This window comes from Cysteiniphilum sp. GTC20157 (genome assembly GCF_055396795.1).
Genome location: NZ_AP044698.1, coordinates 1,765,206 through 1,789,433, shown reverse-complemented (window position 1 = coordinate 1,789,433; position 24,228 = coordinate 1,765,206). Strand labels below are relative to the sequence as shown.

Annotated in this window: 26 protein-coding genes; 16 read left to right on the top strand and 10 right to left on the bottom strand. The window is 38.0% G+C overall.

Translation table 11 applies throughout. The annotated features are described in order from the left end of the window. Positions 1 to 38 precede the first annotated feature (38 nt). From ACZ5V8_RS08105 to ACZ5V8_RS08075, 7 genes are all read left to right on the top strand, one after another. Positions 39 to 1,550 (top strand): aminoglycoside phosphotransferase family protein, encoded by a 1,512-nt coding sequence (locus tag ACZ5V8_RS08105; protein ID WP_464217387.1) that lies wholly within the window; start codon positions 39 to 41, stop codon positions 1,548 to 1,550. Next, the gene (locus tag ACZ5V8_RS08100; protein ID WP_464217386.1) at positions 1,540 to 2,016 is read left to right on the top strand and encodes a GNAT family N-acetyltransferase; all 477 of its coding nucleotides are present in this window, start codon (positions 1,540 to 1,542) and stop codon (positions 2,014 to 2,016) included. The genes ACZ5V8_RS08105 and ACZ5V8_RS08100 overlap by 11 nt, the downstream gene beginning before the upstream one ends. Positions 2,017 to 2,029: 13 nt before the next feature. Continuing rightward, positions 2,030 to 3,622: a GNAT family N-acetyltransferase gene (locus ACZ5V8_RS08095; protein WP_464217385.1), complete on the top strand. Its 1,593-nt coding sequence runs from the start codon at positions 2,030 to 2,032 to the stop codon at positions 3,620 to 3,622. Positions 3,623 to 3,634: 12 nt separating this feature from the next. Continuing rightward, positions 3,635 to 4,192: a GNAT family N-acetyltransferase gene (locus ACZ5V8_RS08090; protein WP_464217384.1), complete on the top strand. Its 558-nt coding sequence runs from the start codon at positions 3,635 to 3,637 to the stop codon at positions 4,190 to 4,192. Between the two features lie 75 nt (positions 4,193 to 4,267). Next, entirely contained in the window at positions 4,268 to 5,152 is an 885-nt protein-coding gene (locus tag ACZ5V8_RS08085; RefSeq protein ID WP_464217383.1) for an aminoglycoside phosphotransferase family protein, read from the top strand. Further along, positions 5,149 to 5,754, top strand: a complete 606-nt coding sequence (locus ACZ5V8_RS08080; protein WP_464217382.1) for a chloramphenicol phosphotransferase CPT family protein — start codon at positions 5,149 to 5,151, stop codon at positions 5,752 to 5,754. Before ACZ5V8_RS08085 ends, ACZ5V8_RS08080 begins: the two co-directional genes overlap by 4 nt. Continuing rightward, the gene (locus ACZ5V8_RS08075) at positions 5,747 to 6,511 is read left to right on the top strand and encodes a class I SAM-dependent methyltransferase (protein WP_464217381.1); all 765 of its coding nucleotides are present in this window, start codon (positions 5,747 to 5,749) and stop codon (positions 6,509 to 6,511) included. Before ACZ5V8_RS08080 ends, ACZ5V8_RS08075 begins: the two co-directional genes overlap by 8 nt. Positions 6,512 to 6,570: 59 nt before the next feature. Here the strand turns inward: ACZ5V8_RS08075 and ACZ5V8_RS08070 are convergent, their stop codons facing one another. From ACZ5V8_RS08070 to lptF, 6 genes are read right to left on the bottom strand one after another with little or no spacing between them, the layout of a single operon-like run. Next, positions 6,571 to 7,002 (bottom strand): DUF1841 family protein, encoded by a 432-nt coding sequence (locus ACZ5V8_RS08070; protein ID WP_464217380.1) that lies wholly within the window; start codon positions 7,000 to 7,002, stop codon positions 6,571 to 6,573. Then, on the bottom strand, positions 6,999 to 7,637 hold the full coding sequence (nth, locus tag ACZ5V8_RS08065) for an endonuclease III (RefSeq protein WP_464217379.1): 639 nt from the start codon (positions 7,635 to 7,637) through the stop codon (positions 6,999 to 7,001). The genes ACZ5V8_RS08070 and nth overlap by 4 nt, the downstream gene beginning before the upstream one ends. Positions 7,638 to 7,646: 9 nt before the next feature. Further along, positions 7,647 to 8,270, bottom strand: coding sequence for an RnfABCDGE type electron transport complex subunit B (locus tag ACZ5V8_RS08060; protein ID WP_440615668.1), 624 nt, complete (start codon positions 8,268 to 8,270; stop codon positions 7,647 to 7,649). A gap of 52 nt (positions 8,271 to 8,322) precedes the next feature. Beyond that, positions 8,323 to 8,916: a 16S rRNA (guanine(966)-N(2))-methyltransferase RsmD gene (gene rsmD / locus ACZ5V8_RS08055; RefSeq protein WP_464217378.1), complete on the bottom strand. Its 594-nt coding sequence runs from the start codon at positions 8,914 to 8,916 to the stop codon at positions 8,323 to 8,325. A gap of 4 nt (positions 8,917 to 8,920) precedes the next feature. Beyond that, positions 8,921 to 9,991, bottom strand: a complete 1,071-nt coding sequence (lptG, locus tag ACZ5V8_RS08050) for an LPS export ABC transporter permease LptG (protein WP_464217377.1) — start codon at positions 9,989 to 9,991, stop codon at positions 8,921 to 8,923. After that, entirely contained in the window at positions 9,988 to 11,076 is a 1,089-nt protein-coding gene (lptF, locus tag ACZ5V8_RS08045; protein WP_464217376.1) for an LPS export ABC transporter permease LptF, read from the bottom strand. The genes lptG and lptF overlap by 4 nt, the downstream gene beginning before the upstream one ends. 331 nt (positions 11,077 to 11,407) lie before the next feature. On the opposite strand from lptF, the gene galE reads away from it, so the two are divergent. The 7 genes from galE to thrC all read left to right on the top strand — a co-directional run bounded on the left by galE (position 11,408) and on the right by thrC (position 19,766). Then, positions 11,408 to 12,403: a UDP-glucose 4-epimerase GalE gene (gene galE / locus ACZ5V8_RS08040; protein WP_464217375.1), complete on the top strand. Its 996-nt coding sequence runs from the start codon at positions 11,408 to 11,410 to the stop codon at positions 12,401 to 12,403. A 103-nt stretch (positions 12,404 to 12,506) separates the two neighbouring features. After that, positions 12,507 to 12,791, top strand: coding sequence for a ribosome assembly RNA-binding protein YhbY (yhbY, locus tag ACZ5V8_RS08035; RefSeq protein WP_440615673.1), 285 nt, complete (start codon positions 12,507 to 12,509; stop codon positions 12,789 to 12,791). 1 nt (position 12,792) lies between these two features. After that, a complete protein-coding gene (hemB, locus tag ACZ5V8_RS08030; RefSeq protein ID WP_464217374.1) occupies positions 12,793 to 13,761 on the top strand; it encodes a porphobilinogen synthase in 969 nt (322 codons plus the stop codon). Between the two features lie 186 nt (positions 13,762 to 13,947). Further along, positions 13,948 to 16,413 (top strand): bifunctional aspartate kinase/homoserine dehydrogenase I, encoded by a 2,466-nt coding sequence (thrA, locus tag ACZ5V8_RS08025; protein WP_464217373.1) that lies wholly within the window; start codon positions 13,948 to 13,950, stop codon positions 16,411 to 16,413. Between the two features lie 551 nt (positions 16,414 to 16,964). Beyond that, positions 16,965 to 17,303 carry an endonuclease domain-containing protein gene (locus ACZ5V8_RS08020; protein WP_440615676.1) on the top strand — a complete coding sequence of 113 codons (339 nt, stop codon included), beginning with the start codon at positions 16,965 to 16,967 and terminating at the stop codon, positions 17,301 to 17,303. Positions 17,304 to 17,484: 181 nt separating this feature from the next. Beyond that, on the top strand, positions 17,485 to 18,471 hold the full coding sequence (locus ACZ5V8_RS08015) for a homoserine kinase (protein ID WP_464217372.1): 987 nt from the start codon (positions 17,485 to 17,487) through the stop codon (positions 18,469 to 18,471). Continuing rightward, complete coding sequence (gene thrC, locus ACZ5V8_RS08010; RefSeq protein ID WP_464217371.1) at positions 18,468 to 19,766, top strand: threonine synthase; 1,299 nt, start codon at positions 18,468 to 18,470, stop codon at positions 19,764 to 19,766. Before ACZ5V8_RS08015 ends, thrC begins: the two co-directional genes overlap by 4 nt. Positions 19,767 to 19,806: 40 nt before the next feature. Here the strand turns inward: thrC and vapC are convergent, their stop codons facing one another. Next, entirely contained in the window at positions 19,807 to 20,217 is a 411-nt protein-coding gene (gene vapC / locus ACZ5V8_RS08005; RefSeq protein WP_464217370.1) for a type II toxin-antitoxin system tRNA(fMet)-specific endonuclease VapC, read from the bottom strand. Beyond that, a complete protein-coding gene (locus ACZ5V8_RS08000; protein ID WP_464217369.1) occupies positions 20,214 to 20,441 on the bottom strand; it encodes an antitoxin in 228 nt (75 codons plus the stop codon). The genes vapC and ACZ5V8_RS08000 overlap by 4 nt, the downstream gene beginning before the upstream one ends. A gap of 249 nt (positions 20,442 to 20,690) precedes the next feature. Between ACZ5V8_RS08000 and ACZ5V8_RS07995 the strand changes: the two genes are divergently transcribed. Both ACZ5V8_RS07995 and rpmE read left to right on the top strand, forming a co-directional pair. Continuing rightward, complete coding sequence (locus ACZ5V8_RS07995) at positions 20,691 to 21,428, top strand: ferredoxin--NADP reductase (protein ID WP_464217368.1); 738 nt, start codon at positions 20,691 to 20,693, stop codon at positions 21,426 to 21,428. Between the two features lie 135 nt (positions 21,429 to 21,563). Continuing rightward, positions 21,564 to 21,782 (top strand): 50S ribosomal protein L31, encoded by a 219-nt coding sequence (gene rpmE, locus ACZ5V8_RS07990; RefSeq protein WP_464217367.1) that lies wholly within the window; start codon positions 21,564 to 21,566, stop codon positions 21,780 to 21,782. A gap of 205 nt (positions 21,783 to 21,987) precedes the next feature. Here the strand turns inward: rpmE and ACZ5V8_RS07985 are convergent, their stop codons facing one another. Both ACZ5V8_RS07985 and cls read right to left on the bottom strand, forming a co-directional pair. Further along, positions 21,988 to 22,737 carry an endonuclease/exonuclease/phosphatase family protein gene (locus tag ACZ5V8_RS07985; RefSeq protein WP_464217366.1) on the bottom strand — a complete coding sequence of 250 codons (750 nt, stop codon included), beginning with the start codon at positions 22,735 to 22,737 and terminating at the stop codon, positions 21,988 to 21,990. A gap of 2 nt (positions 22,738 to 22,739) precedes the next feature. Beyond that, positions 22,740 to 24,131: a cardiolipin synthase gene (gene cls, locus ACZ5V8_RS07980; protein WP_464217365.1), complete on the bottom strand. Its 1,392-nt coding sequence runs from the start codon at positions 24,129 to 24,131 to the stop codon at positions 22,740 to 22,742. Positions 24,132 to 24,228 lie beyond the last annotated feature (97 nt).

Here is a 24,228-nt window from a genome sequence, read left to right as displayed (position 1 = left end):
AAATAGCGTTCAGAGCTTGTTAAATTGGGAAAATCACTATGAGTATGACGTTACTAAAAAAAAACGTTATAAATGTTTGGGGTGATAATGGCAGAGAATGGTTGAGGAACCTACCCAACACCATTGCCGAATTATCAGCGCATTGGAAATTAAGTGATGTCACGCCTGTAGAAAATATGAGCTACAACTATGTGGCACTTGCCAAACAACATCACAATACGCCCGTTGTATTAAAATTCAGCTGTGATAAGGCGCTCATTGAAGATGAATACCGCGCGTTAAAACATTTCAATGGTATAGGATCCATACGAGTTATTGATAGAGTCACCAACCACCATGCGCTCTTGCTTGAACAAGCGATTCCAGGCGACCTGTTAAAAGCGAACCACCCTAAGGATATTGAGGACAACATCGAAATTTACGCAAGCGTTGTAAAAGCATTAACATCGAAGCCAATACTAAAATCTGAATATACACATGTCGAAAAATGGTGTCAGGTGATCGATAAAATAACAGATCCACGCATAAGCCTTAAGTATATTGATAAGGCAAAAGAACTTAAAGATTACCTCTTAAGCTCAAGTGAAAATGAATATCTCTGCCATGGTGATTTGCATTTAGAAAATATCATCAGGCATGAAGACTCGTGGATAAGTATTGATCCGAAAGGTGTCATAGGAGAATTGGCATTTGAAGCATCTGCCTTTGATTTATCGAATAAATCTGATTGGGATGACCCAGAAACAATTTCTGATAAAATTCATCAACGATTATTATTGCTTGCCGATCACCTTGAAATTCCTACAGATCGATTGCGAGCATGGGTGTTTCTGCGGGTTATTATTTCAGCCCAATGGTTTATTGAAGATAATGGCAATCCTGACGAAATGCTAAAGTTAGCATCTATACTCTATCCGCACTTGCGTAAGCGATATCATAAAAATAATGTCTGCCTGACTTATGAGACTATCTCTGATTGGTATGACAAACACCGTTGCAAGAAACTCTTTGAAAAAAACTATCTGGACAGGATTATTGAACAGTTGCCACCACAAGGAACTATTCTCGATCTAGGCTGCGGCACAGGTCAACCCATTGCCAAATATTTTATCCAAAACGGCTTTGATGTCACTGGCGTTGACGGCAGTCAGGCACAAATCAATAAAGCTTTACAGCTTGCACCAAAGATGCATGCTGTCTGTGATGATATGCGTCACATTAATCTAGATAAAAGATTTGACTGTATCGTTGCTTGGCATAGCTTCTTTCATCTGAGTCAAAATGACCAAAGATTAATGTTTGAAATCTTCAAACAGCATATAAAATCAGGTGGTCTGCTCATTTTTACATCTGGGACATCAGAATCTGAAATCTGGAGTGATAATGGTGGTGAAATGCTCTATCACGCATCTTTAAGTAAGGAAGAATATCAATCATTGCTAGCTCAATATCACTTTGAGGTTGTGCTACACAAAATCGAAGATCCAGATTGTGGTGGTGCAACGGTTTGGATTACAAGGCAACAAAAGGTATTAAAATATGATCTCTAGAGATGGGCAGTCAAATCAAGCATATGTGATCTTAGAAGAAAATGAAAAACCTGAAATTAGATCCATTTTGGATAATGGCTTAAAGGTTTTTAATGAAAGTCAGATAGGAACTTATCAACATGAGCCGTTTATGCTACGCATCACAGAGGGAAAAACGATAATAGCAGGATGTTATGGAGATATTACCAGAAATAATTGTTATGTTGATTGCATTTGGGTTGATTCAAATCATCGAAGGAAAGGACTAGCTAAAATATTAATGACAAAGCTTGAGGCATATGCCGGAGGCAAAAAATGCCTTGTTATAACTATTGAAACAGCTGATTTTCAAGCAAAAGATTTTTATACAAAAATTGGTTTTATAGTTGTTGCAGAATATCCTCATAATACCTTCTTAGATCATAAAGTTTATCTTATGCGGAAAAGTGTACATGAAAAAACAAATAATGATCTAAATTACAAGTAGGGGATATTTGTTAATGCTTAAGCAGGCAAAGTCAATCTATATACTAAATCAAATCGAAACACCGCGCCTAATCATAAGACCAGTGCGACTAGGCGATGAAATCGAAATAAATAAAGCAATCCATAATTCTTTGGAAATACTACAAAAGTGGCAACCTTGGGCAAATCATTCTAGCCTTGAGACAACGCGTACCTTTGTTCAGCGTAGGGTGTTTGCTTGGGACTCAGGATGTATTAAAGATTTTCCAATGGTCGTGATTCACAAACAGGATAAAAAAATCATTGGAGTCAGCGGTTATAACGATAGAAGCGATCCCGATGATGGCCTTTATGAAATAGGCTACTGGTGTGATGTAGATTATCAAGGCCAAGGACTGGTTACTGAATATACTAACGCGTTAACTCGTTTTGCCTTTGATGTACTTTCCGCCTCCAGAGTTGTTATATCTATGTTGGTTGAAAATGAAAAAAGCATCGCCGTTGCGACCAGATTAAACTTCTTGAATGAAGGTGTTAAAAATCTAGATCCATCAAATTATGTATACGGGCGCATTGCTAAAGATTATAAATACTCTGCTAGCAACATAGAGAAGCTACCTGACTTAGACTATTCTTGGTCTATCAAGGACAGTAACCCCTTAGGGTTTCAAATCATTCACTGGGCCAAAGATATTTTAAAAATAACCGATAAAAAATCATTCGCAATGAGTCGGGCTATCGCTAAAACGCCTTGGTCTCATGTCTTTGAAATTAATACCGGTCATGAAGTCCTCTACCTAAAGTGGTCACCAGGAGCTTTTTCCAAAGAACCAAAAATCATTCGATTTTTGGATGAGCACACAAATGCGTCCGTGCCACAGATTATTGCAGAAAACTCCGAATTACATTGCTTTTTAATGAAGAATGCTGGTCAAACGCTACGAGAAAAGTTAAATAAAAAATTTAGTGAGAAGTTAGTCACTAGAACCATTGAACAATTCACTTGCCTGCAGAACGATATTAGCGAGCATATTGATGCCTTACTTGAAATGGGTGTCTCAGACTATCGTCTAGAACAATTACCCGCTTTATACACTCAGCTGATTAAGAAAAAAGATTTGCTTCTAGCTGAAGGACTATCAGAGATCGAGATCAAGCAACTCAATGATCTGACCTCTACCGTTAGTAATTTATGTCAAAAATTAGCAAGTTTCCAAATCTTAGAGACCATTGTTCAACCTGACTTTAATGATAACAATACGCTGGTTGATGAGCTAACACATAAAATAACAGTTATTGACTTAGGCGAAATAGTGATATCCCACCCCTTCTTCTCCTTGCTAAACTTTTTATTTCAAATGAAAAAGCAGCATAGGCTATCTGAAGAAGATAATTTATATTATAGGCTCGAGAATGCTTGCTTTAAGAGTTATCAATCTTACTTTACATCTTACAATGATTTCCAAGATGCGCTGACCACTGCAAAGCGTGTGAGCATTATTTATGGCTTGGTCGATCAAGATCGATTTATAAGCGCTTGCGGAGCAGATAATTTAATAGAATATGGACACTGGAAGCTCGGAAATTTATTGAAAACATTTATAGCAACATGCAAAAACAATACTTAGCGCGTTAAAACAATGAAAATATTAGAAACAGATAGATTAATTTTACGAACATGGGATGATGACGATTTGCGCCAAATGCTCGCTATTAATCAAGATCCAAAAGTTATGGAGTATTTTCCTAGTCTTCAAGATTTGGAAATGACTAAAAAATTTATAGAGAAAGTAAATGCTCACTTTGAAAATCATGGTTATTCACTCTATGCAACTGTAAGAAAAGATACGAATGAATTTATTGGTTTTATTGGGCTACTAATAGCAGATTTTGAATCACATTTTACACCTGTCACAGAAATTGGTTGGCGTTTATCATCCAACCACTGGGGTAAGGGCTTTGCCACTGAAGGCGCTAAAGCTATCTTAGATTATGCTTTTAGAGCATTAAAGATATCAGAGATCGTTTCGTTCACAGTTCCCCAGAATAAAGCATCTCGTCGTGTTATGGAAAAAATTGGCTTACGTCATAATCCAAAAAATGATTTTAATCACCCAAAATTGGCTAAAGATAGTCCATTGTGTAAACACGTTTTATATAGGCTGCTCAAAGATGAATATATTGCAAAACAAGGATAAATATTGCGAACTGCTTTATTATCAGCGCTGGTATAAACTTATTAACCGATCAAAGTCTACTGCTGAGGTTACTCTATGATCACACTCGAGCTTGCAAAAAAGCTAATTGCCACACAATTTCCTGAATATGCTCATTTAAATGTTACTGAGGTTGAGTTACAAGGCCATGATAATAGAACCTATAGAATAGGCGATGCTATGCTAATTCGCATGCCAACAGAAGAAAATTACGCCCTCAAAGTACCTATAGAGCAAGAACTGTTACCAAAATTAGCAAAACGTTTAAGTGTACCAATTTCTGAACCTATTGGAATGGGCATTCCATCTGTTAATTATCCTTACGCGTTTTCTATCTATAAGTGGTTGCCTGGTAAAAGTATAAACTTGCTGATGTTAACAGAGCAAGAAAAGGAACAGCTTGCATATGATCTCGCCAGATTTTTAAAAGAGCTACAAGCGATTACTGATATTGACGGCCCTAAACCTGGTCAACACAACTGGTGGCGTGGTGATCATGTAAGTGTTTATGATTTTGGTGCTCGCGAACAAATTGCGAAATTAGCAGCTATCATAGATGGTCATAGCGCTTTAGAGCTTTGGGATAAAGCTTGTTCAACTAAGTGGAATAATGCACCCGTTTGGATCCATGGCGACTTTGCGGTTGGCAATATACTTATCAAAGATAATAAATTATCAGGTGTGATTGATTTTGGTGGTACTGCTATGGGTGATCCTGCTTGCGATCTTGTAATTGCTTGGACTTTTTTAACAGGAAATTCAAGAAAAGTTTTTCAAGATGCTATGGCATTAGATGATGATACTTGGTTAAGAGCAAAAGCTTGGGCTCTTTGGAAAGCAACATTTGAGCTATGTCAAATTTCAGATAAAAACAGTTCAGAAGCTAAAACGCAGCAAATAATCATTGCTGAGGCAATAGATGATGGAATTGGAGTATTATGAGTAAAATTATTTTATTAAATGGTGCAGGATCTAGCGGTAAAACGTCTATTGCAAGAGCTATCCAATATTTAAGTAACGAACAATGGCTAACTTTTGGTGTTGATACATTTATTGAAATGACACCATATCCATCTCCAGAAAAAGATGCTGAATATTTCGCTTTTGTGCCAGGAGAAAATAATCGTGGCCCTTTAATGAGGGTTGAGTCAAAGCCTACTGGAGATAAATTATTTGGTGTTATGGCTGATTTCGCTTTGTTACTTGCAAATCAATCTAACAATCTCATTATAGATGAAGTTTTATTTGATGATCAGCATTTGAAATCTTATGTAGCTAAATTAGCCGAACATATTACATATTTTATAGGCATTAAATGCGACTTAGCTATTATGCAGGAACGTGAATTTTTACGCAGAGATAGAGCCGTAGGATTATCAAACGATCAATTTGATAGAGTCCACAGCGGAACTAGGGAATATAATTTAACAGTTGATACGAGCAATTCATCAGTATTTGATGTTGCTAGAGAAATAATTGATTTTATCGATAGCAACCAAAGCCCTAAAGGTTTTAATAACATGAGAACTAAATTTTATGGATAAAGATTTAAATATAAAAACCCTTGACACATATCTCAGCCTTTGTACAGAGGTTTACGATTTAAGCAAGCCTAATCCACCAGAAGATGCTTATGCCTTTTATCGTAACTATGTAATGAAGGCAAACGGTTCTATTTTAGAGCCAATGTGTGGTACAGGACGATTTTTACTACCATTACTTGCAGAGGGATTCGATGTGCATGGCTTTGACGCAAGTGACCATATGCTTGAAGCCTTGCATGCTAAAGCAAAGGCTAAAAATTTAGAACCTAAGGTTTGGAAAGGGTTTATTGAAGATTTAAAACGTCCAGAAAAATACAATTTGATTTTTATTCCCAGCGGGTCTTTTTGTTTAATTATTGATCCTACCGCGGTGAAAGCAGCGCTTAAAACACTTTATCATCATCTAAGCGATGATGGTGTTTTATTGTTTGAAGGCGAAACGCTTAAAGCTGTGCCACCCCTTGATGTATGGCGTGGCTCTGTATGGCACAAACCCAATGGTCAGATGATTATGCTAAGCCAATTAGCAACGATGAAGGACAATGTTTGCAATTCGATCGGAAAATATGAACTCGCCTACAACAATAGAGTTATTCACACAGAAATTGAAGAATTGAAAGTCAGAATTTACGACCAGCATGAGTTAACCGAAATACTCAAAAGTTGCCGATTTAAAGTTCGTACAATAAAGGCTTTTGATGGCTCAGCTATCCCAGATGAAAGTGACGAGAGTATTGTCTATGAATGTAGAAAATAGAATGGCGAAGAAATTCAATACAAGCTTTACGCTTTAGACAAAAAGAGATAAGGCTCTATTTATTGAGTTAATAATAGTTTTAACTGTGCCAAATATGCATCTTCATCAGGTGCCATATGATTCTTTTGCGCGCTCCAGATGGATTCTGCTAGATGATTCATCATCATATGCTGTGCCTTATGCTCATCACGTTGTTGTTGGCAAAGCTGTTGGTAAATCTTATGGATCCCATGAGGACGATTAGTAACAACTTGTTCAATTAAGCCCATATGTAGACCCATGTGAAGAAACGGATTGGTTTCACCGATTTCAGGCGGAAAATCTTTGTCTAGATTATTCAGGTTTGAGAGATAATGGTGATACTCTGGGTGATGCTCGATAATGCGCGTAATTTGCGTTTCAAGGTCGGTTAATGGCTGCTTAGTTAAATATTTATGCCAACTGTCAAAGTATAGTTTTCTCAGTTCTAAACGATCGGAGCTAAAAATCATAAATAGGCTTCTTTTTGTTTGAATTCACATAAATCATAAATTGGACATGTGCCACATTTTGGCTTTTTGGCAGTGCAGATATAGCGACCATGTAAAATAAGCCAATGGTGAGCGTCTTTTAAAAATTGTTTGGGAATTACTTTAAGTAAATGCATTTCTACTTCATCAACATTTTTACCGGGTGCTAGATTAATGCGATTAGCAATGCGAAAAATATGGGTATCAACCGCCATGGTTAGCTTACCAAAAGCCGTGTTTAATACAACATTTGCAGTTTTGCGTCCTACACCTGGTAACGCTTCCAAGGATTTGCGATCACGTGGCACAAGAGCATTATGTTTTTCAATCAACAGCTGGCAGGTTTTAATAACGTTTTTAGCTTTGGTTTTATATAAACCAATCGATTGAATATACTCCATGAGGCGTGTTTCACCTAGTGCCAGTATCGCTTCGGGGGTGTTTGCAATGGGGTAGAGCCTATCAGTGGCTTTATTAACACTAACATCAGTGGCTTGCGCTGATAGAATGACGGCAATGAGAAGCTCAAAGTCTGAGCTATAATTTAGCTCAGTCGTTGGATTAGGATTATTGTGTTGCCAGATCTCAAAAATTTTTTGGCGCTTTGCTTTATTCATGAGAGTCAATTAATCCATTTTTTTCTTGGCTTTAAAGTTTGCTAAGGCTTGTTCAATATAAGCTTTTTTATCGATATTCATATTGCTTAAACGAATGTTTTGTTGATGCTTCTTAGTTTCATTTTCTTTTTGCTGTTTAAGACGTGTTGCACGTTTATTATGCTTATTACGATAATGTGCTTTTTGCGCCTCATATTGAATATCAGTTAATGCATGAGGTTGTGCTTCTAATGGTAGTTCATGCATTTCGATGCAATCCATAGGGCACGGCTCAACACATAAATCGCATCCTGTGCATTCCTCTTGAATGACAGTGTGCATCAGTTTTTTAGCACCCATAATCGCATCTACAGGACAAGCCAATATACACTTTTTGCAGCCGATACATAGATCTTCGTTAATCCAAGCAACTTTCTTTGGCTGATGTGTACCACAGGTCTTATCAAGGCTTAAATTTTCTCTTTGTAGTAATTTTGCCAATGCATCTGCACCTTGTTGCCCGCCTGGTGGACAGCGATTGTGCTTCTCGCCATTGGTGATCGCTTTGGCATAATCATAGCAATCTTGATAACCGCATTTAGTGCATTGTGTTTGTGGTAAAAGCGCATCGATGGCGTCAATGGATACAATCATTGGAGTATTAAATTATTTTATTCATTTGATAAGTTGGGCATTGTAGCACAAATCATGGTTTTTGTAACAAGCACGCAGAAACTGCACCTTGTTTGGTTTGTTTAAGCTTAGTGAAGTGTAACAATGATAGCGGCGTATTGTTTGTTGCGTATTCGGCATAAATGACGCAATCATTGTTAATATTGTTATTTGCAAGGATCACTGATAAGGCTTGTTCTAGCAAATCGCTACTAAACGGAGGGTCAAGGAAAATGACATTATAGTTGGTGCAAGTTTTGAGATGACTTAAAACATCCCTTTGATAAATAACAGCGTTATCTATGGCAAGTCTATGTTTATTGTTGTTTAAGTGCTTTATCGCCTGGGCATCAAGCTCAAAGAAATCACAAGACTTCGCCAAGCGCGATAAAGCCTCAAAACCCAGAGCGCCACTACCAGAGAAGGCATCAAGACAGACGGCATCAACCATATATGGCGTCAACCAATTAAATAATGTCTCACGTAAGCGATCTGAGGTTGGGCGCAGACTAGTGTTATTTGCGCCACTAAATTCAATCTGGCGTGATTTATACTTGCCAGCAATAATGCGTACTTTGCTTAATGGTACTTTATCTTTATTAGCTTGTGTTTTAGAAAGAGGGTGCATTGTTTTATTCTCGCATTTTCCAGAATAAGAAGCCTAAGATAATCAAAAAGATAAAACTTGGAATAGCAGCTCCCCAGAATCCTGAGAGGTTATAAACAAGACTAAAGGGACCAAAGGTTTGATTAATAATATAGAAGCTAAAGCCAAAAAGCATACCGATAATAAACTTATAACCCAAAGCTGATGAGCGCATCGACCCTAAAGAAAAGGGGACGGCAATCAGCATTAAGATAATGAGTGATAGCGGCTGGAAGAAAGTCTGCCAAAATTTAAGCCAAATGCGATTAGCGCTTTGCTGACCTTCTTTGTTGACTTTGATATAGTCAATCAGTTCACTTAAGTTGAGATAATCAGTATTAGAGGTAATGATCTTAAGTAAAAACGGCGGTAATAGGTTATTCCAATACTGCTGTTTATCATGGTAAACAATGCTGCTATTTTTACCAATTTGCGTACTTGAGACATCGTTGACTTGCCATTGCTTATTGGTAAATAACGCATTATCGGCATGGTCAATTGCAGTGAGTTGGTTGTTATCGATCGTATACTTAGTGATGTCTTTAAGCTTGCCATTAACATCATTTTTACCAACATGAATAAAGGCGTTACCCTCGCGAGTCCATAAGGTCTGGGTATCATATAAAACCAATGCCTCATTGCCTCCGGTGGCAAGCGTCTTGTTAATGGTTGCCTTTTTTTGGAAATAGGGTGCAATATAAGCGCCAGTTAAAAACGTAAGAAAGGCTAAACCAAAAGCGGCTAATAGTACACCCTTGGCAATTTGTGTGATTGATTGACCTGAAGCGCGCATAACGATCAGTTCACTATTGTTAGCTAAAAGTCCAAGTCCCATTAAGCCACCTAACAAAGCACATACTGGCATAATCAAATAGATATTAGCAGGAACTTCATATAGGACGTACAAAAAGGCAGCTAATGCAGTGAAGTTGCCTTTGCCTATATCACCGGCTTGTGCGATATAGGTGAATAAAAAGAAAATGGCAGTTAATGCCAAAATCATAATAAAAGACGTGTATAAAACGGTTGAGGCAACGTATAAAGTTAAGCGTTTCATGCGTTGACCTCTTTGGTTTGATCTCCAAAAATACGTCCATTGTATTGTTTGAGTATTAAAAGCATAATACCTGCAAATACAATATGCACCCACCAAAGCCCAAGCCAACTTGGGATATTGCCATCATTAAGCCATGATTTGGATAAAGACAATAGATTAAAATAAAGAATAAATACAATAAGTGCAGGGATAATCTTGCTGTAACGACTTTGGCGTGGACGCATTTTACACATTGCCAATGCAATAAGAGAGGCTACGAGTATTGCCAAAGGAAAGCTTAAGCGCCATTGTAGCTCAGCCTGATAGCGTGGTTCATTGCTATTGATCAGCTCAGAGGTAGGGACAGATTCGATCGAGTTGTTGTAGCCTACGCTGACTTTGGTTGAGATAAATTGTGTTGCTTCAGCAAAATGACCTTTCTGCACTTCGGCAACACCAGGTTTTGCGTCATAAAAATAGCCGTTTTTAAGCACTAAATATTGATTGCCATCGGGTCTCGTTTCGGCATATCCAGTAGGCGCTGTGATAATGGTGCTGCCATTGTTGGTTTTTTGCTGATAAATAAAAATATCATGCAAAGTGCCATCAGGGTCGGTTGACTTGGTGTAAACGACTTGCTTTCCATCGTTAAAGGGGGTGATTTTCCCCGGTTGAATAAAGCTTAAAAGGGAGTTTTTAGTTGTTGTTTTTTGTACCAGAAAGTAATTTTGATCCATTTTCGGTAAAACCAGTAAGGTTAAAACAAGCTCTATCGCAAATAGACTTAATGCGGGAATCATAATGAATTTTAATAAGCGAAACCAGCTTGTGCCGCAAGCAAAGGTGACCGTTAGTTCGTTGTTAGCAAACATCTTGCCGTAAACAATCAAAATGGCAAAGAAAAAGGCAATTGGTAACAAATATGCGATATATTTAGGTAACATCACCGAGATCATCTTGAAAACGGCATCAGCTTCAATGTTGCCGCCAGAGACGATCGATAAGTATCGCACAAACATATTGCTGATGACGATCAACAGTAGGATAAGAATAATCGCCATTGTCATATTCACAAGTTCGCGATTAAGATAACGTAATAAAATCAAAATTTATCCTCTATAACTTGTATAAAAATATAAGTTAATTAACTCGATAATGAAAACTTAGTGTATTTTACACGAATGTGTTAGAAAATCAGTGTTTTTGTCAGCTATTTTGAAGTTACATATATCGCGCTAAAGCTTAGTTTGAATGAGGAATGTTGGAGCTGATTCCAGTTTTTATCTAAAAAGTCTGGAGTCCGTTCCAAGTTTTTTGTTAAAACTCTAGAGTTGATTCTAACTTTGTCGTTTTTTATATTAACTTCTGATTGGCGTTATTTTGTTAATTTGTTAGATTAATGGCATTAAAAGATAAAGTGATATTAATAGGACAAATATGATTTTGATAACCGGCGGTACTGGGTTTATCGGCTCACATACGGTGGTCGAGTTTTTAACAGCAGGCTTAGATGTTGTTGTGTTAGATAATCTTTATAACAGTAGCGAGAATATAGTTGAGCGTATTGCGCAAATTACTTCAAAAAAGCCCATATTTGTTGAAGGTGACATACGTGATGAGGTTGTGTTGCAGCAAATTTTCAGTCAATACGATATAAAAATGGTGATTCATTTTGCAGCATTAAAGGCAGTAGGTGAGAGTGTCTTTAAACCGCTTGAGTATTATGATAACAATGTTTCAGGCACACTTAATTTACTGAAAGTGATGCAACAACATAATGTCAAAAACCTTGTGTTTAGCTCATCAGCGACGGTTTATGGCAGTCCAGCAGAAATGCCGATTACTGAAAAATGCCCTGTTGGCGCGCCAACCAATCCTTATGGTGTTTCTAAGGTGATGGTCGAGAAAATACTGCAAGATTTGGCGTTTGCCGATAATGAATGGTCGATCGCGTTGCTAAGATATTTTAACCCAGTTGGTGCGCATAAAAGTGGCTTAATTGGCGAGTTACCTAATGGTGTACCAAACAACTTACTGCCTTACTTGACACAGGTTGTCAGTGGTAAGTTAGCAAAGCTATCGGTATTTGGTAATGATTATAATACGCCTGATGGTACAGGGGTTCGAGATTATATTCATGTAGTGGATTTGGCATTAGGACATCTAAAGGCATATGAATACATTAAAGATCAAAAAGGATGTCACATTTGGAACTTAGGTACGGGTAATGGTTACTCGGTGCTTGAAGTCATTGATGCATTTGAAAAAGCTACAGGAGAGAAGGTTCCCTTTGAAATAAAACCACGACGTGCCGGTGATATTGATGAGTGTTGGGCCGATTGCTCAAAGGCAAAACAAGAGCTTAATTGGCAGGCGACACTTGATATTAAAGACATGATGATAGATAGCTGGCGTTGGCAGAGTAGTCAATAAAATTTGACAAATACAGATAAATAAAAAGTAAAGCTAGTTAAGCTTAAGCAAATAAGTGTAGAATTGCTTGAGTATATATGTTGTTTAAAACACAGAGGAAAATATGGCATTAACATCACAAAAACGTCAGCAATTAAAGGCGCAAGCACACAGTTTAAATCCAGTTGTTATGCTCGGAGAAAAAGGGTTAACTGAGAATGTATTAACTGAGATTGATCAGGCGTTAACAGCGCATGAACTTATTAAAGTGAAAATTGCGGGAGCTGAAAAAGACGCGCGTCAAGCAACGACTGAGGAAATTTGCCAGAAGACCAAATGTGAATTGGTGCAATTAATTGGCAATATCTCGGTGTTATATCGCAAGAAACCAAAGAAAAAAGGGGCATAACATGGTTTTTTTCCCGGTGACACGTCCAAGAAGATTGCGCCGAACTGAAGCGATCAGAGAGCATGTTGCTGAGACACGCTTGCATGTGAGTGACTTGATGTACCCAATATTCGTCGTGCATGGTGAGAATATCAAGCGTGAGATTAATGGTATGCCAAATCAATATCATTGGTCACTTGATCGGCTACCTGAGCTGATGGATGAGATAAAAAAAGCCGGTGTTTTGTCGATTATGCTGTTTGGCATCCCAGCGAGTAAAGATAAATATGCCTCAGAAAATTACGCTGATGACGGTATTGTGCAGCAGGCGATTGCTAAGATCAAAGCGCTTCATCCGCAATTGATTATTGCCACAGATGTTTGTCTTTGTGCATATACTGAAGATGGTCATTGTGGCATTATGCATAATGAAGAGATTAATAATGACCAGACCTTAGAAATTTTACAAAAAACAGCCGTTTCACATGCCGAAGCAGGGGCAGATATTGTCGCTCCCAGTGGCATGATGGATGGTATGATTCAAGCGATGCGTTATGCTTTAGACCAAGCAGATTACGCTGAGGTTGCGATTATGTCCTATGCAGTAAAATATGCTTCAAGCTTTTATGGTCCCTTTAGAAGTGCCTGTGACTCAACACCAAAGGGTGATAGAAAGTCCTATCAGATGGATTATCGCAACAAAAAAGAAGCGCTTAAAGAGGCTCAAATGGATGAAGATGAGGGTGCTGACTTTTTAATGATTAAACCGGCTTTGAGCTATTTAGATATTATTCAGGATGTTAAAGCTAATAGCAACTTGCCAATCGCGGCATATCATGTCAGCGGCGAGTATGCGATGATTAAAGCCGCTGCTGAGAAAGGCTGGGTGGATGAAAAAGGTGTTGTTATTGAATCATTAACAGCGATAAAACGAGCTGGTGCTAAAATCATTCTTACTTATAGTGCACTGGATGTTGCTAAGTGGTTATGAAAATAGTTACCCAATAATGCTTACTGTACCCTGAGCGAAGTCGAAGGGTATTGGCTTAAAATGACATATTAATAAAAGCTTTGGTTTGCTCTTGTTTTTGTAAAATTAAGCGCTAATAGCACCATCACCAAATAGTTGATTTTTTATAATGAATTCTGCCAAGTAATCTTTATATAATGAAAGCTCATGCTAATTTTTGAAGGTGAGTGGTTGATGGAGTATATCGTAAATAAATTTGGTGGTAGTAGTCTTGCAGACGTGGTAAAAATTGAGCGTGTAGTTAGTATTATCGGCACGACACCGCAATCAGTGGTTGTTTCTGCAAGTGGTAAAACTACGAATTTATTGAAAAAATCAATCGAACTTGCTTTGGAAAATAGAGATAGCACTAAAGTTATTGGGCAACTTACTGAGCACCATCTATCCCTGATTAGTGCATTATGCCCTGAAGACGAAGCGCTTAAGAGTGTTTTTAGCAATGACATTGTTCATTTAAAACAAATGTTAATGACAATTGCATTAAGTGGTATTTGTGGTGATGCCTTAGAGTATTTTATTTTAGGATTTGGTGAGCTGTGGTCAGCGCAGATTTTAACAGCTGCCTTACAGTATAGGAGCGTTGCTGCTGAGTTTGTTAATGCTTCTGAGGTATTATTCGTTGATGATAATCATAATCCTGTCAGTATTGATTGGCAAAAAAGTCAGCAAGCAGTTGATGACAAATTTCATAATCGTAAACACAAAGTTTATATCATTACTGGCTTCATTGCACAAAACCAAGAGGGTGTGCGCAGTATTTTGGGTATGAATTGTAGTGATTATTCCTCCGCTATTTTTGCTAAGCTTTTGCAGGCGAGTAAATTAGTGATCTGGACGGATGTTGCTGGTGTGTATAGTGCGAATCCACAAGTGGTTGAAACTGCACGTCAACTCAAACAGTTATCTTATAAAGAAGCGTTAGAGTTGGCCTATTTTGGCGCCTCAGTTGTTCATCCATTAACAATCAACCCGATGATGGAAATGGGGATTCCAATTGAGATAAAAAGTAGCTATGAACCACAAAAACAAGGAACTGAGATTATTCGTGCACTGGATAAGACAAACCTTGAGCAATACCTTATCAAAGGTTTAACGAGTATCTCAAATGTTGCCTTGATGCGCGTACAAGGTGCTGGCATCATCGGCGTCTCAGGAATGGCAGCCAAAGTTTTTAATGTGCTTGAGCAATCACAAGTTTCAGTGATGATGATCTCACAATCAAGCTCGGAGTATTCGATTTGCTTTGCGATTGAAGCAAAGCTTGCCAAGCGTGCTACCAAAGCACTAGAGCGTCATTTCAAAGCGGAAATTGAGCGTGGTGATATTGAGCATATCTATTGTGAAACAGGTTATGCGATGATTACAGCAGTTGGTGATGGATTGAAAGCGCAGCCTGGTGCTTTAGCGCGTGTGATTAAACCACTAGCAGATGCGAAGATTAATATCCATGCAATTACCCAAGGCTCATCTGAGCGAAGTATTACCGTTACGGTTAAAAAAGAAGATGAAGATCTAGCGCTTAATCTAATTCATCAACAAGCAAAAAACCCACCCGTACAAGAAATGGTGATTGCATTGATTGGTGTCGGTGGCATCGGTGCTGAGCTTGTCAATCAGATAAAACAACAGCAACAAGTGTTGCATAAGCAAAATATTAATTTGCGTTTGGTCGCAGTAATGAGCTCAACTAAATTGCTATGTGGTGATGATTTGTTAGTAGAAGAAGATGTGCTTAATCTACTAAAAACAAGTGATCGCAAAGCAAACACAAGTGCTTTAATCAAGCACTTACAATCACTGTCTTGTGCGCACAAGGTATTAGTTGATGCAACAGCAAGTGTTGATATTGCTCGAGTCTATGTCGATTTTTTAGCGCAAGGCATTCATGTAGTAACACCCAATAAATATGCTAATACGCAATCGATGGATTATTATCGCAAACTTCGCCAAGTGGCATGTAATCATAATGTTTCATTTAAATATGAAACCAATGTTTGCGCAGGATTACCTCTTATTAGCACCTTAGAGACTTTGCAAAAAACAGGGGATAAAATCCATAAAATCCAAGGAGTCTTTTCAGGGACATTGAGCTTTATTTTCAATGAAGTCAATAAAGGCAAAAGCTTTGTTGAAAGTTTAATGCTGGCTTATGACAAAGGGTACACAGAGCCCGATCCACGTGAAGATTTATCCGGTATGGATGTGGCGCGCAAAGTGGTTTGTTTGGCGCGTGAAATCGGTTTGAATCTTGAGTTGAGTGATGTTGAAGTGCAGAATTTAACACCTGAGAATTTAAGATCATGCTCAAAAGAGACGTTTTTAACGAATATTAAAACCCATGATAAGGAATTGACACAACAGCTTAAAGCATTACAAGGGAAAGCTTCAGCACTTCATTTTATCGGAGAAGTATCAGACACAGGTGAAGCCAAAGTATCTGTCGCACCATTGGCACAAAATAGTCCATTTGTTAGCCTAGATGGTGCCGATAATATGGTGCTGATTTATTCCAAGCGCTACGCGCATTCGCCAATGGTGATAAGAGGAGCAGGTGCTGGTGTTGAAGTGACTGCTGCGGGTGTTTTTGGTGATATATTAGCGATTTCTAATTAAGATGAAATTCACAGGAATAGTATCTAGTGGAATCTTATAAAAATACCCCTCACCCGCACTGCAGTCGCAGTGCGACCTCTCCCGCAAGGGGAGAGGTAAATGAGAAGTTGAATAGGAATGAGTTAAGTGGCAGTAGATAAAAACACCCCTCACCCGCACTGCGATTGCAGTGCGACCTCTCCCGCAAGGGGAGAGGTAAATGAGAAGTTGAATAGGAATGAGTTAAGTGGAAGTAGATAAAAACACCCCTCACCCACACTGCGATTGCAGTGCGACCTCTCCCGCAAGGGGAGAGGTAAATGAGAAGTTGAATAGGAATGAGTTAAGTGGCAGTAGATAAAAATACCCCTCACCCGCACTGCGATTGCAGTGCGACCTCCCACGGGGGGAGAGGTAAATAATGCAGTTGAATTTTAAATTTTAATGTATAGTGAGGCTGTTTTGTCAGGCAAGAGATATAAAGCTGGTAATGCACTAGAATACTGGAAAATAACTTACCTCTCCCCTTGCGGGAGAGGTCGACAGGCAAAGCCTGTCGGGTGAGGGGTGTTATGAATATTAAGCTATTCCAAAAACAGTTAAAAACAAATCAAACCGATGCAGAGACAAAACTTTGGTATTACCTAAGAAATCGACATTTAGGCAACTATAAATTTCGAAGGCAAGTTATTATTGATGCGTATGTCGTGGACTTTATCTGTTTTGAAAAAAAATTGATTATTGAGTGTGACGGTGGTCAGCATAATAATATGCAGAAAAAGGCTGTAGATGAGGTAAGAACACAAAAATTGGTGAGCAAAGGATATAGCGTATTACGCTTTTGGAATCATGATGTTTTGGAAAAAACGGAAGATGTTCTAAATGATATTTATAAGGAGCTACAGAAGTGATAGATAAAAATACCCCTCACCCGCACTGCAGTCGCAGTGCGACCTCTCCCGCAAGGGGAGAGGTGATCAGTAGCCTTTTGCATTATAAAAAAGTTACACATAATGATAAATCATTAGTTGAAAAGTGGTTGAGTGAGGGGGCATGAACAAATGATGCGTTTAGAGGTAAAGGATTTAGCCAATGGATGAAATGATAAAAAGCATAAAAATAAATGAAAAAATAATCAAAGTCAGTGCGTTTGCGCCAGCAACCAGTGCAAATTTTGCGGTAGGGTTTGACCTCATGGGCTTTGCGTTATCGGGTGTTGGTGATAAAGTACACTTGCAAAAGCGGAATGATAAACAATTAGTCATTAGACAAATCTGTGGCGTATTAACAGAAAATGATCTTAGTTTAGATATCGATAAGAATGTCTGTGGTGCGGTAATAAAGAAATTTTTGCAAGATCACCATCTATCAATTGGTTTAGACATTGTTATTGAAAAGGGAATTCCTTTAGGCTCTGGTATTGGCGGTTCAGCGGCATCCTCGGTGGCAGCGATTTTAGCCGTTAATGAATTTTTATTGGAACCACTGGCAAGAGATCAAATAATTGATTATGCGATTTATGGCGAGAGTCTTATCTCCGGTGGGGTTTATCATGGAGACAATGCTGTCCCTGCAATGTTTGGCGGCTTGGTGTTGTTGCAAAACTCTAAACCATGTGAGTTTATCCAACTACCGAGTTTAGGTTTATATTCTAGTGTTGTCGTGCCGAGCTTAAAAGTCGAAACCAAAGAGGCGCGAAAGCTTATTGATGTACCTTTTACAGTTAAAGAGTTTGTTGCACAAAGTGCCAAAACTACCGCAATCATTAGCGCGCTTTATGAAGGTGATCTTGCACGTTTTAAAAGATATTTTGCAGATGTATTAATTGAACCAAAACGTAAAGTGCTTATTAAAGGTTTTGATCAAGCAAAAGAAAGCGCAATTAGACTTGGCGCACTTGGCTTTGGTATCTCGGGTTCCGGTCCTGCACTATTTGCTTTAAGTCGTAATAAAAATGATGCAATAATGGTTGCCAATGAGTTAGTTGGTGTATTTGCTAAAGAGGGGTTATCAGCGCAGAAATATATCACAAGCTTATCCGAAAAAGGTGGGCAAATTATCGCAAAGGAGGAAGTATGAAGTTTATCAGTACAAGAGGTGATGCAAAAGCTGTATCAATATCAAATGCATTACAAAATGGCTTAGCAGAAGATGGTGGGCTGTATGTGCCTCAATCTTTCCCCGTATTTGATTGGCAGATTTTAGATAGTACAATCACTTATCCTGATTTTGCAACAAAGCTGCTAGCACCATTTTTTAAAGGTGATCTGCTTGCTAGTCAATTAAATACAATCTGCCATGATAGTTTTAGCTTTCCCTTGCCATTGGTCGATGTTGATCAAAAAACATCGGTTCTTGAGCTTTTTCATGGTCCAACCTTATCGTTTAAAGATTTTGGCGCAAGGTTTTTGGCTAACACTTTAAGTCATATTAAAACAGATAAGAAGTTCACGATTATGGTAGCAACGTCAGGCGATACAGGCTCTGCTGTTGCCGCAGCCTTTCATCAAAAGCAAAATATCAATGTGCTGGTACTTTTTCCTAAGGGTAAAATCTCACTGCGTCAGCAAAAGCAGATTACTTGTTGGCAAGACAATGTTTGTGCAGTTGAAGTTGATGGTACATTTGATGATTGTCAAGCATTGGTTAAAGGCGCATTTGCCGATAAATGGTGGCAAAATAATACTTATTTGAATACATCCAATAGCATTAACATCGGGCGCTTGTTGCCGCAAACAACCTATTACGCCTATACTGCTTGGCAGTATTTTTTAAAGCATGGCAAAAAGGCAAATTTCATCGTGCCATCGGGTAATATTGGTAATGTTTGCGCTTGTTTTTGGGCGAAAAAAATGGGCTTGCCGATTGGTGATATTGTCATTGCACAAAACGAAAACAATGTGATTGGTCAGTTCTTAGCGAATCAACGATTGCCAAATAAAGCAAGTATCGAAACACTTGCTAATGCGATGGATGTCGGTAAGCCAAGTAACTTTGAGCGCCTTTATGCGCTTTTCCCTGATTTTGATGTTTTTGCTCATGAGATAAAAGCTTTTAAAGCATCTGATAGTGACATTAAAGAGATGATTGCTAAGGTAAAGAATGAGCATAAGATGCTTATTTGTCCACATACGGCAACCGCATTTTTTGCGCGTGAACACTTACCGGAAGATACAGATTATATCGTTGTCGCGACTGCCCATCCGGCGAAGTTTGAAGAAGTGATTGAACCAATTGTCCAAGAGAAAATCAAAGTGCCTGAGCATTTAATGAACTTGCTGGAAAAGAAGCAAGAAATTATTGAAATTACTGCTAATCTTAATGCTTTGACAGAGCGTTATCAGGCGTATTTTGAAATTGATTTATCAAGTTAGTAATGGCTTGAATTGATAAGGCGTATAAAGTGTCAATAATCTATTGCTTTATAACCCAATCAATGACAGTAAGACCATCTACTTTTTTGAATTCTTTAGTGTTGTTTGTTATTAATGGTATATTCAGCGATTTTGCATGAGCAGCGATGAGTAAATCGTTTGCACCAATCAAATTTCCTGTTGCTTCAAGAGATGATCTAATAAGTCCATATTCATTAGCAGCATCGTGGTCAAACTCAACAATAGAAAGTGGGGCAACAAATCCTGCCAATGCTGATATATTTTGATTAACTCTTTTGCTTTTATAAGCACCGTATACCAACTCTGAATAAACGATAGATGATATAGCGATTTCATTAAATTTATATTGTTTAAATCTTTCGAGTACCATAGGTGGCTTTTCATTAATGATAAAAATACAAATGTTAGTATCTAACATAAGCTTAATCATCTTATATCCTCTCTTTTTTGTAATGGCAGATCGATTCGTTTTTCAATCATGAAATTATCAAACTCATCTAAACACTTAAAAGCTTGATCCCATGATTGAGGAATTTCCCGAACAATAAGGGCGTTACCAACTTTATTAATGTCCACTTTGTTGGATTCCAACTTTAGCGCTTGTGGTATTCTGATGGCTTGGCTATTACCATTTTTAAAAACTGTCGAGATCATTTTTATTGCTCCGTTAGCTTTAATATATATTTAGTAGTATATACCATCACGATAGGATGTACATAGAAATATATATCAATGTATAACTACCGCCTAACTCGTGGAGCTTAAGCTCCACGACCGCTCCGGCAAGGGGGAGTGCTAGCTGATGCAACTTATTTATACATCATTACATACAAAATAATGGATTATTGATAATAACACTCGTAAACTGTTGCCCATTATTGATAAATGATCATTCTAAATTTTATGGCAATTGAGAAATTTGAAGCAGAGTTGGTTGAATCAAGAGATATTGCACCTAATGTTAAACACTTAACGTTTAAAAAAGCAGATGGCAGTGCATTTAATTTTGTTCCGGGGCAGTTTATTACTTTCTTGTTTGATCATGAAGATGGCAAAGTCAGGCGACGTAGTTATAGTGTGGCAAGCATTCCTAAAGATACGGATTTGGTTGAGATTGCCATTTCTTATGTTGATGGTGGGATAGCTTCAGATCATTTGTTTAATATGAAGGTAGGGGATAAATTCAGCGCAATGGGGCCTGCAGGGCGCTTAGTATTAAAAGAGGGCGAGAAAATCCGTAAGCTTATTCTGGTAGGCACTGGCACGGGTATTGCACCATATCGTGCGATGCTGCCAACGATTGAGAAAGCTTTAGCTGAAGATGTAAAAGAGGTGCATATCCTACTTGGTGTGCAGTATAAGGCTGATGCGATTTATGCAGAAGACTTTCGTCAATATGCAGATAAGATAAATTCGCTATACTTCAAGGCTTGTTTGTCTCGTGAACAAGAAGTTTTAGCTGCTGATGAGCAAAAAGGTTATGTGCAGTATGTCTTTGATCAATTGGATTTAAACCCTGAAGTAGATGTTGTCTATCTATGCGGTAACCCCAATATGATTGATGATGCATTTGCCCTATTAACAGATAGTGGTTTTGATGCTAAGCGTGTACGTCGTGAGAAGTATATTTCATCGAATTAGTGAATTCGTTAATTTAATCGAGCTAAAAGCTTGAGAGATGATATGCTTTGCGCTATGATGTGCAGCGTTTTTACTCTGCGGTGCTTAAGATGGGCTTAGGTGGCGGCAACAATATATTTAAAGAGGTAAATAAAGATGAATTTAGAGATTCAACCAAAGTATGAAACAGTTTCAGTAAGCTGCAGCTGTGGCAATACATTTGAAACACGCTCTACAAAGAGCCAAGATATTCAATTAGATGTGTGCTCAATGTGCCATCCATTTTACACTGGTAAGCAACGTGTGGTTGATACAGCTGGACGTGTCGATAGCTTCCAGAAACGTTTTGGCAACTTAAAGTCTCGTAAACTATAAGTTGCAACATTGCTCATTTTGATGGGCGATTTTGATAATAAAAAGGGCGCCTAAGGGCGCTTTTTTTATATCCATAGTAATAGCAAAAAATAAGTTGAGTTTAATTTCCCCTCACCCGCGCAGCGTAAGCTGCACGAGCGATCCCTCAAGGGGAGAGGTAATATCTGATGAAACACAACTTATTTCCTAAATTCATTCATAGTCATTAACTCCGACTAAATTTAAGTATTAATGGATTGTGATCTGAGATTTTACGGCTATCGATTGCCGTGGCATATTGGCAATTGAGATTGCGATACATAACAAGATCAAGTGGATGCTTGGCAAAGCGCTTGATATGTTTATCTTCTTCAAATTGTGCTTGTGTTAAGTTCAGCGCATGACAGAACTCATGAATGAGTGAATTACGCTTTTTATTCCAACTATTGAAATCACCGGCAATAACAATAGCAGCGTCTTGGTACTCGGCAAGATAATCATGCAATTGCAGAATTTCTTCTGCATAAATACGTGAGTTATTAAAATTAATCGCATGTACATTAATGATGATTAGTGGGGTGTTGTCAGCAAAAACATAGTGATTGGCAAGACTTGATTTGTGTGTTTTAAATAGAACTTCCGTTTTTTTGGACAAGATTTGCTGTGCTTGATGACTCATAATACTGCTTGCAGTCATCACACCATAGGCATGTGATTTAAGTTGTAAATTAGGTGCAAAATGCAAACAAAAGCCATCTAATGGAAAGCTTGCGCTATCACTATGTTTTGCTTCTTGTAAGCAATAAAAGTGAAGGTTATATGCTTGCTGTAAGCTTTTGATAAAATGTTGAAACTCAGCAGGATCCTTATGATTGATCTTGTAGATATTCCAACTCAAGATGTTAAAAAAATCAGGCGTAAATGAGGATTTAACCTGACTCTCACAGCTTAGCGTAATTAGTGATGGCTTAAACATAACTATAATAAAGGTGATAAAACTTTAACCATACTTTCTCCTAACTTACGTGCTTTTGATGGTGCTGGCAATCTCTTGTCAGCATCTTTTAAAAACTCACTCATCCATTGATCAATTTGTTTGATAATGGGGGCTTCATAAGCATAGGTCACTACTTCATAATTTAAAAATAAGCTTCTATTGTCGAGGTTGACGGAACCAAGCATAACTGCTTTATCATCGAATAAAACGGCTTTTGCATGGATCATCTTCTTGTCAAATAGCGCGATTTCAATGCCGGTTTTAGCAAGTTGGCGCATAAAGTTACTACGCGCTAAATCAGCAATTAAGTGGTTGGAAACTTTAGGCGTGATCAGCTTGACATCAACGCCACGATGATAAGCAATTTGTAGTGCTTCCAGCAATGAGTCAGATGGTACAAAATAAGGGGTTACAATCCAGATTCGTGTTTGTGCGGCATAAATGCCGGCAATAAGTGAGTCATATAAGGCATCATTAGGGATATCAGGTCCTGAAGGGGCGATTTGAATTAAGTTTTGCCCATAGTTTTTTTTCAAACAAACCTCTCTCATTTGATCAAGATGCTCTTTTGCTGAATACTCCCAATCAGAAGCAAAGATGTTGTGAAAATGGCAAACTGCATGCCCTTGTATTTTAAACAAGATGTCATCCCAGCGCTTATTGCAAAGAGTGGGTCCCATATATTCATCGCCTAAATTCATTCCTCCGGTGAGCACAGTATAATTGTCAAATAGATAAATTTTTCGATGGTTTCTAAAGTTAATATAATTACGAAAAGGCATTTGAATAATTGGCATGAAGAAACACACTTTGCCTCCAGCTTTGCGCAAGCGTTTAAAAATTCGCTGATTGAAATACACGCGATAGGAGCCTAGAGAGTCGATTAAGAGCTTCACTGTGACTCCTTGTTTGGCTTTTTCAGTCAATGCGGCAAGAAGTCTTAAGGTTACATGATCATTTTGAAAAACATAGGTACTAATGTAGATGCTTGTTTTGGCTTTATGAATTTGATTAATGAGTACCTCATAGGCATGAATACCGTCAAGATAAAGTTCAAAGTGATTATTGCTTGTAGGTGCTGGAATATCCTGATTAATCAGTACGGTACGAATAGGGTGTGGGTTATAAGTGTCGACATGATCAATTTTACGTAAATTAAATTCATGTTTATGACGTTTGCGCTTACGTTTGCGAATGCCAAAAATGAAATAAAATGGCACGGCAACATAGGGTATTAAAATAATCGCAAGAAGCCATGCCATCATGCTAGTTGGTTTTTGTTTTTCTGCAACCATACGCACGACAACGATTAAAATTAAAATTTCACATATTATTAAAAATGTATGTAACTCAATAAGGTTAAATAGACTCATTTATTTCCTTCTATCCTTAGATGAGGTTTAGCAAGTTCTATAACAATAATAGCATGGCTTTGATAAATGGACAGTGTCAAAGTTTGATAAAATTACA

Coding starts and splice junctions, on each gene's coding strand:
- thrA (WP_464217373.1), top strand. CDS start 13,948: ATGCTAATTTTTGAAGGTGAGTGGTTGATGGAGTATATCGTAAATAAA.
- ACZ5V8_RS08020 (WP_440615676.1), top strand. CDS start 16,965: ATGAATATTAAGCTATTCCAAAAACAGTTAAAAACAAATCAAACCGAT.
- cls (WP_464217365.1), bottom strand. CDS start 24,131: ATGAGTCTATTTAACCTTATTGAGTTACATACATTTTTAATAATATGT.
- ACZ5V8_RS08060 (WP_440615668.1), bottom strand. CDS start 8,270: ATGATTGTATCCATTGACGCCATCGATGCGCTTTTACCACAAACACAA.
- ACZ5V8_RS08070 (WP_464217380.1), bottom strand. CDS start 7,002: ATGATTTTTAGCTCCGATCGTTTAGAACTGAGAAAACTATACTTTGAC.
- nth (WP_464217379.1), bottom strand. CDS start 7,637: ATGAATAAAGCAAAGCGCCAAAAAATTTTTGAGATCTGGCAACACAAT.
- ACZ5V8_RS08105 (WP_464217387.1), top strand. CDS start 39: ATGAGTATGACGTTACTAAAAAAAAACGTTATAAATGTTTGGGGTGAT.
- ACZ5V8_RS08000 (WP_464217369.1), bottom strand. CDS start 20,441: ATGATCTCGACAGTTTTTAAAAATGGTAATAGCCAAGCCATCAGAATA.
- ACZ5V8_RS07985 (WP_464217366.1), bottom strand. CDS start 22,737: ATGTTTAAGCCATCACTAATTACGCTAAGCTGTGAGAGTCAGGTTAAA.
- galE (WP_464217375.1), top strand. CDS start 11,408: ATGATTTTGATAACCGGCGGTACTGGGTTTATCGGCTCACATACGGTG.
- rpmE (WP_464217367.1), top strand. CDS start 21,564: ATGAATTTAGAGATTCAACCAAAGTATGAAACAGTTTCAGTAAGCTGC.
- ACZ5V8_RS08075 (WP_464217381.1), top strand. CDS start 5,747: ATGGATAAAGATTTAAATATAAAAACCCTTGACACATATCTCAGCCTT.
- ACZ5V8_RS08100 (WP_464217386.1), top strand. CDS start 1,540: ATGATCTCTAGAGATGGGCAGTCAAATCAAGCATATGTGATCTTAGAA.
- ACZ5V8_RS08090 (WP_464217384.1), top strand. CDS start 3,635: ATGAAAATATTAGAAACAGATAGATTAATTTTACGAACATGGGATGAT.
- ACZ5V8_RS08095 (WP_464217385.1), top strand. CDS start 2,030: ATGCTTAAGCAGGCAAAGTCAATCTATATACTAAATCAAATCGAAACA.
- thrC (WP_464217371.1), top strand. CDS start 18,468: ATGAAGTTTATCAGTACAAGAGGTGATGCAAAAGCTGTATCAATATCA.
- rsmD (WP_464217378.1), bottom strand. CDS start 8,916: ATGCACCCTCTTTCTAAAACACAAGCTAATAAAGATAAAGTACCATTA.
- vapC (WP_464217370.1), bottom strand. CDS start 20,217: ATGATTAAGCTTATGTTAGATACTAACATTTGTATTTTTATCATTAAT.
- yhbY (WP_440615673.1), top strand. CDS start 12,507: ATGGCATTAACATCACAAAAACGTCAGCAATTAAAGGCGCAAGCACAC.
- ACZ5V8_RS08015 (WP_464217372.1), top strand. CDS start 17,485: ATGGATGAAATGATAAAAAGCATAAAAATAAATGAAAAAATAATCAAA.
- ACZ5V8_RS08080 (WP_464217382.1), top strand. CDS start 5,149: ATGAGTAAAATTATTTTATTAAATGGTGCAGGATCTAGCGGTAAAACG.
- lptG (WP_464217377.1), bottom strand. CDS start 9,991: ATGAAACGCTTAACTTTATACGTTGCCTCAACCGTTTTATACACGTCT.
- ACZ5V8_RS08085 (WP_464217383.1), top strand. CDS start 4,268: ATGATCACACTCGAGCTTGCAAAAAAGCTAATTGCCACACAATTTCCT.
- ACZ5V8_RS07995 (WP_464217368.1), top strand. CDS start 20,691: ATGGCAATTGAGAAATTTGAAGCAGAGTTGGTTGAATCAAGAGATATT.
- hemB (WP_464217374.1), top strand. CDS start 12,793: ATGGTTTTTTTCCCGGTGACACGTCCAAGAAGATTGCGCCGAACTGAA.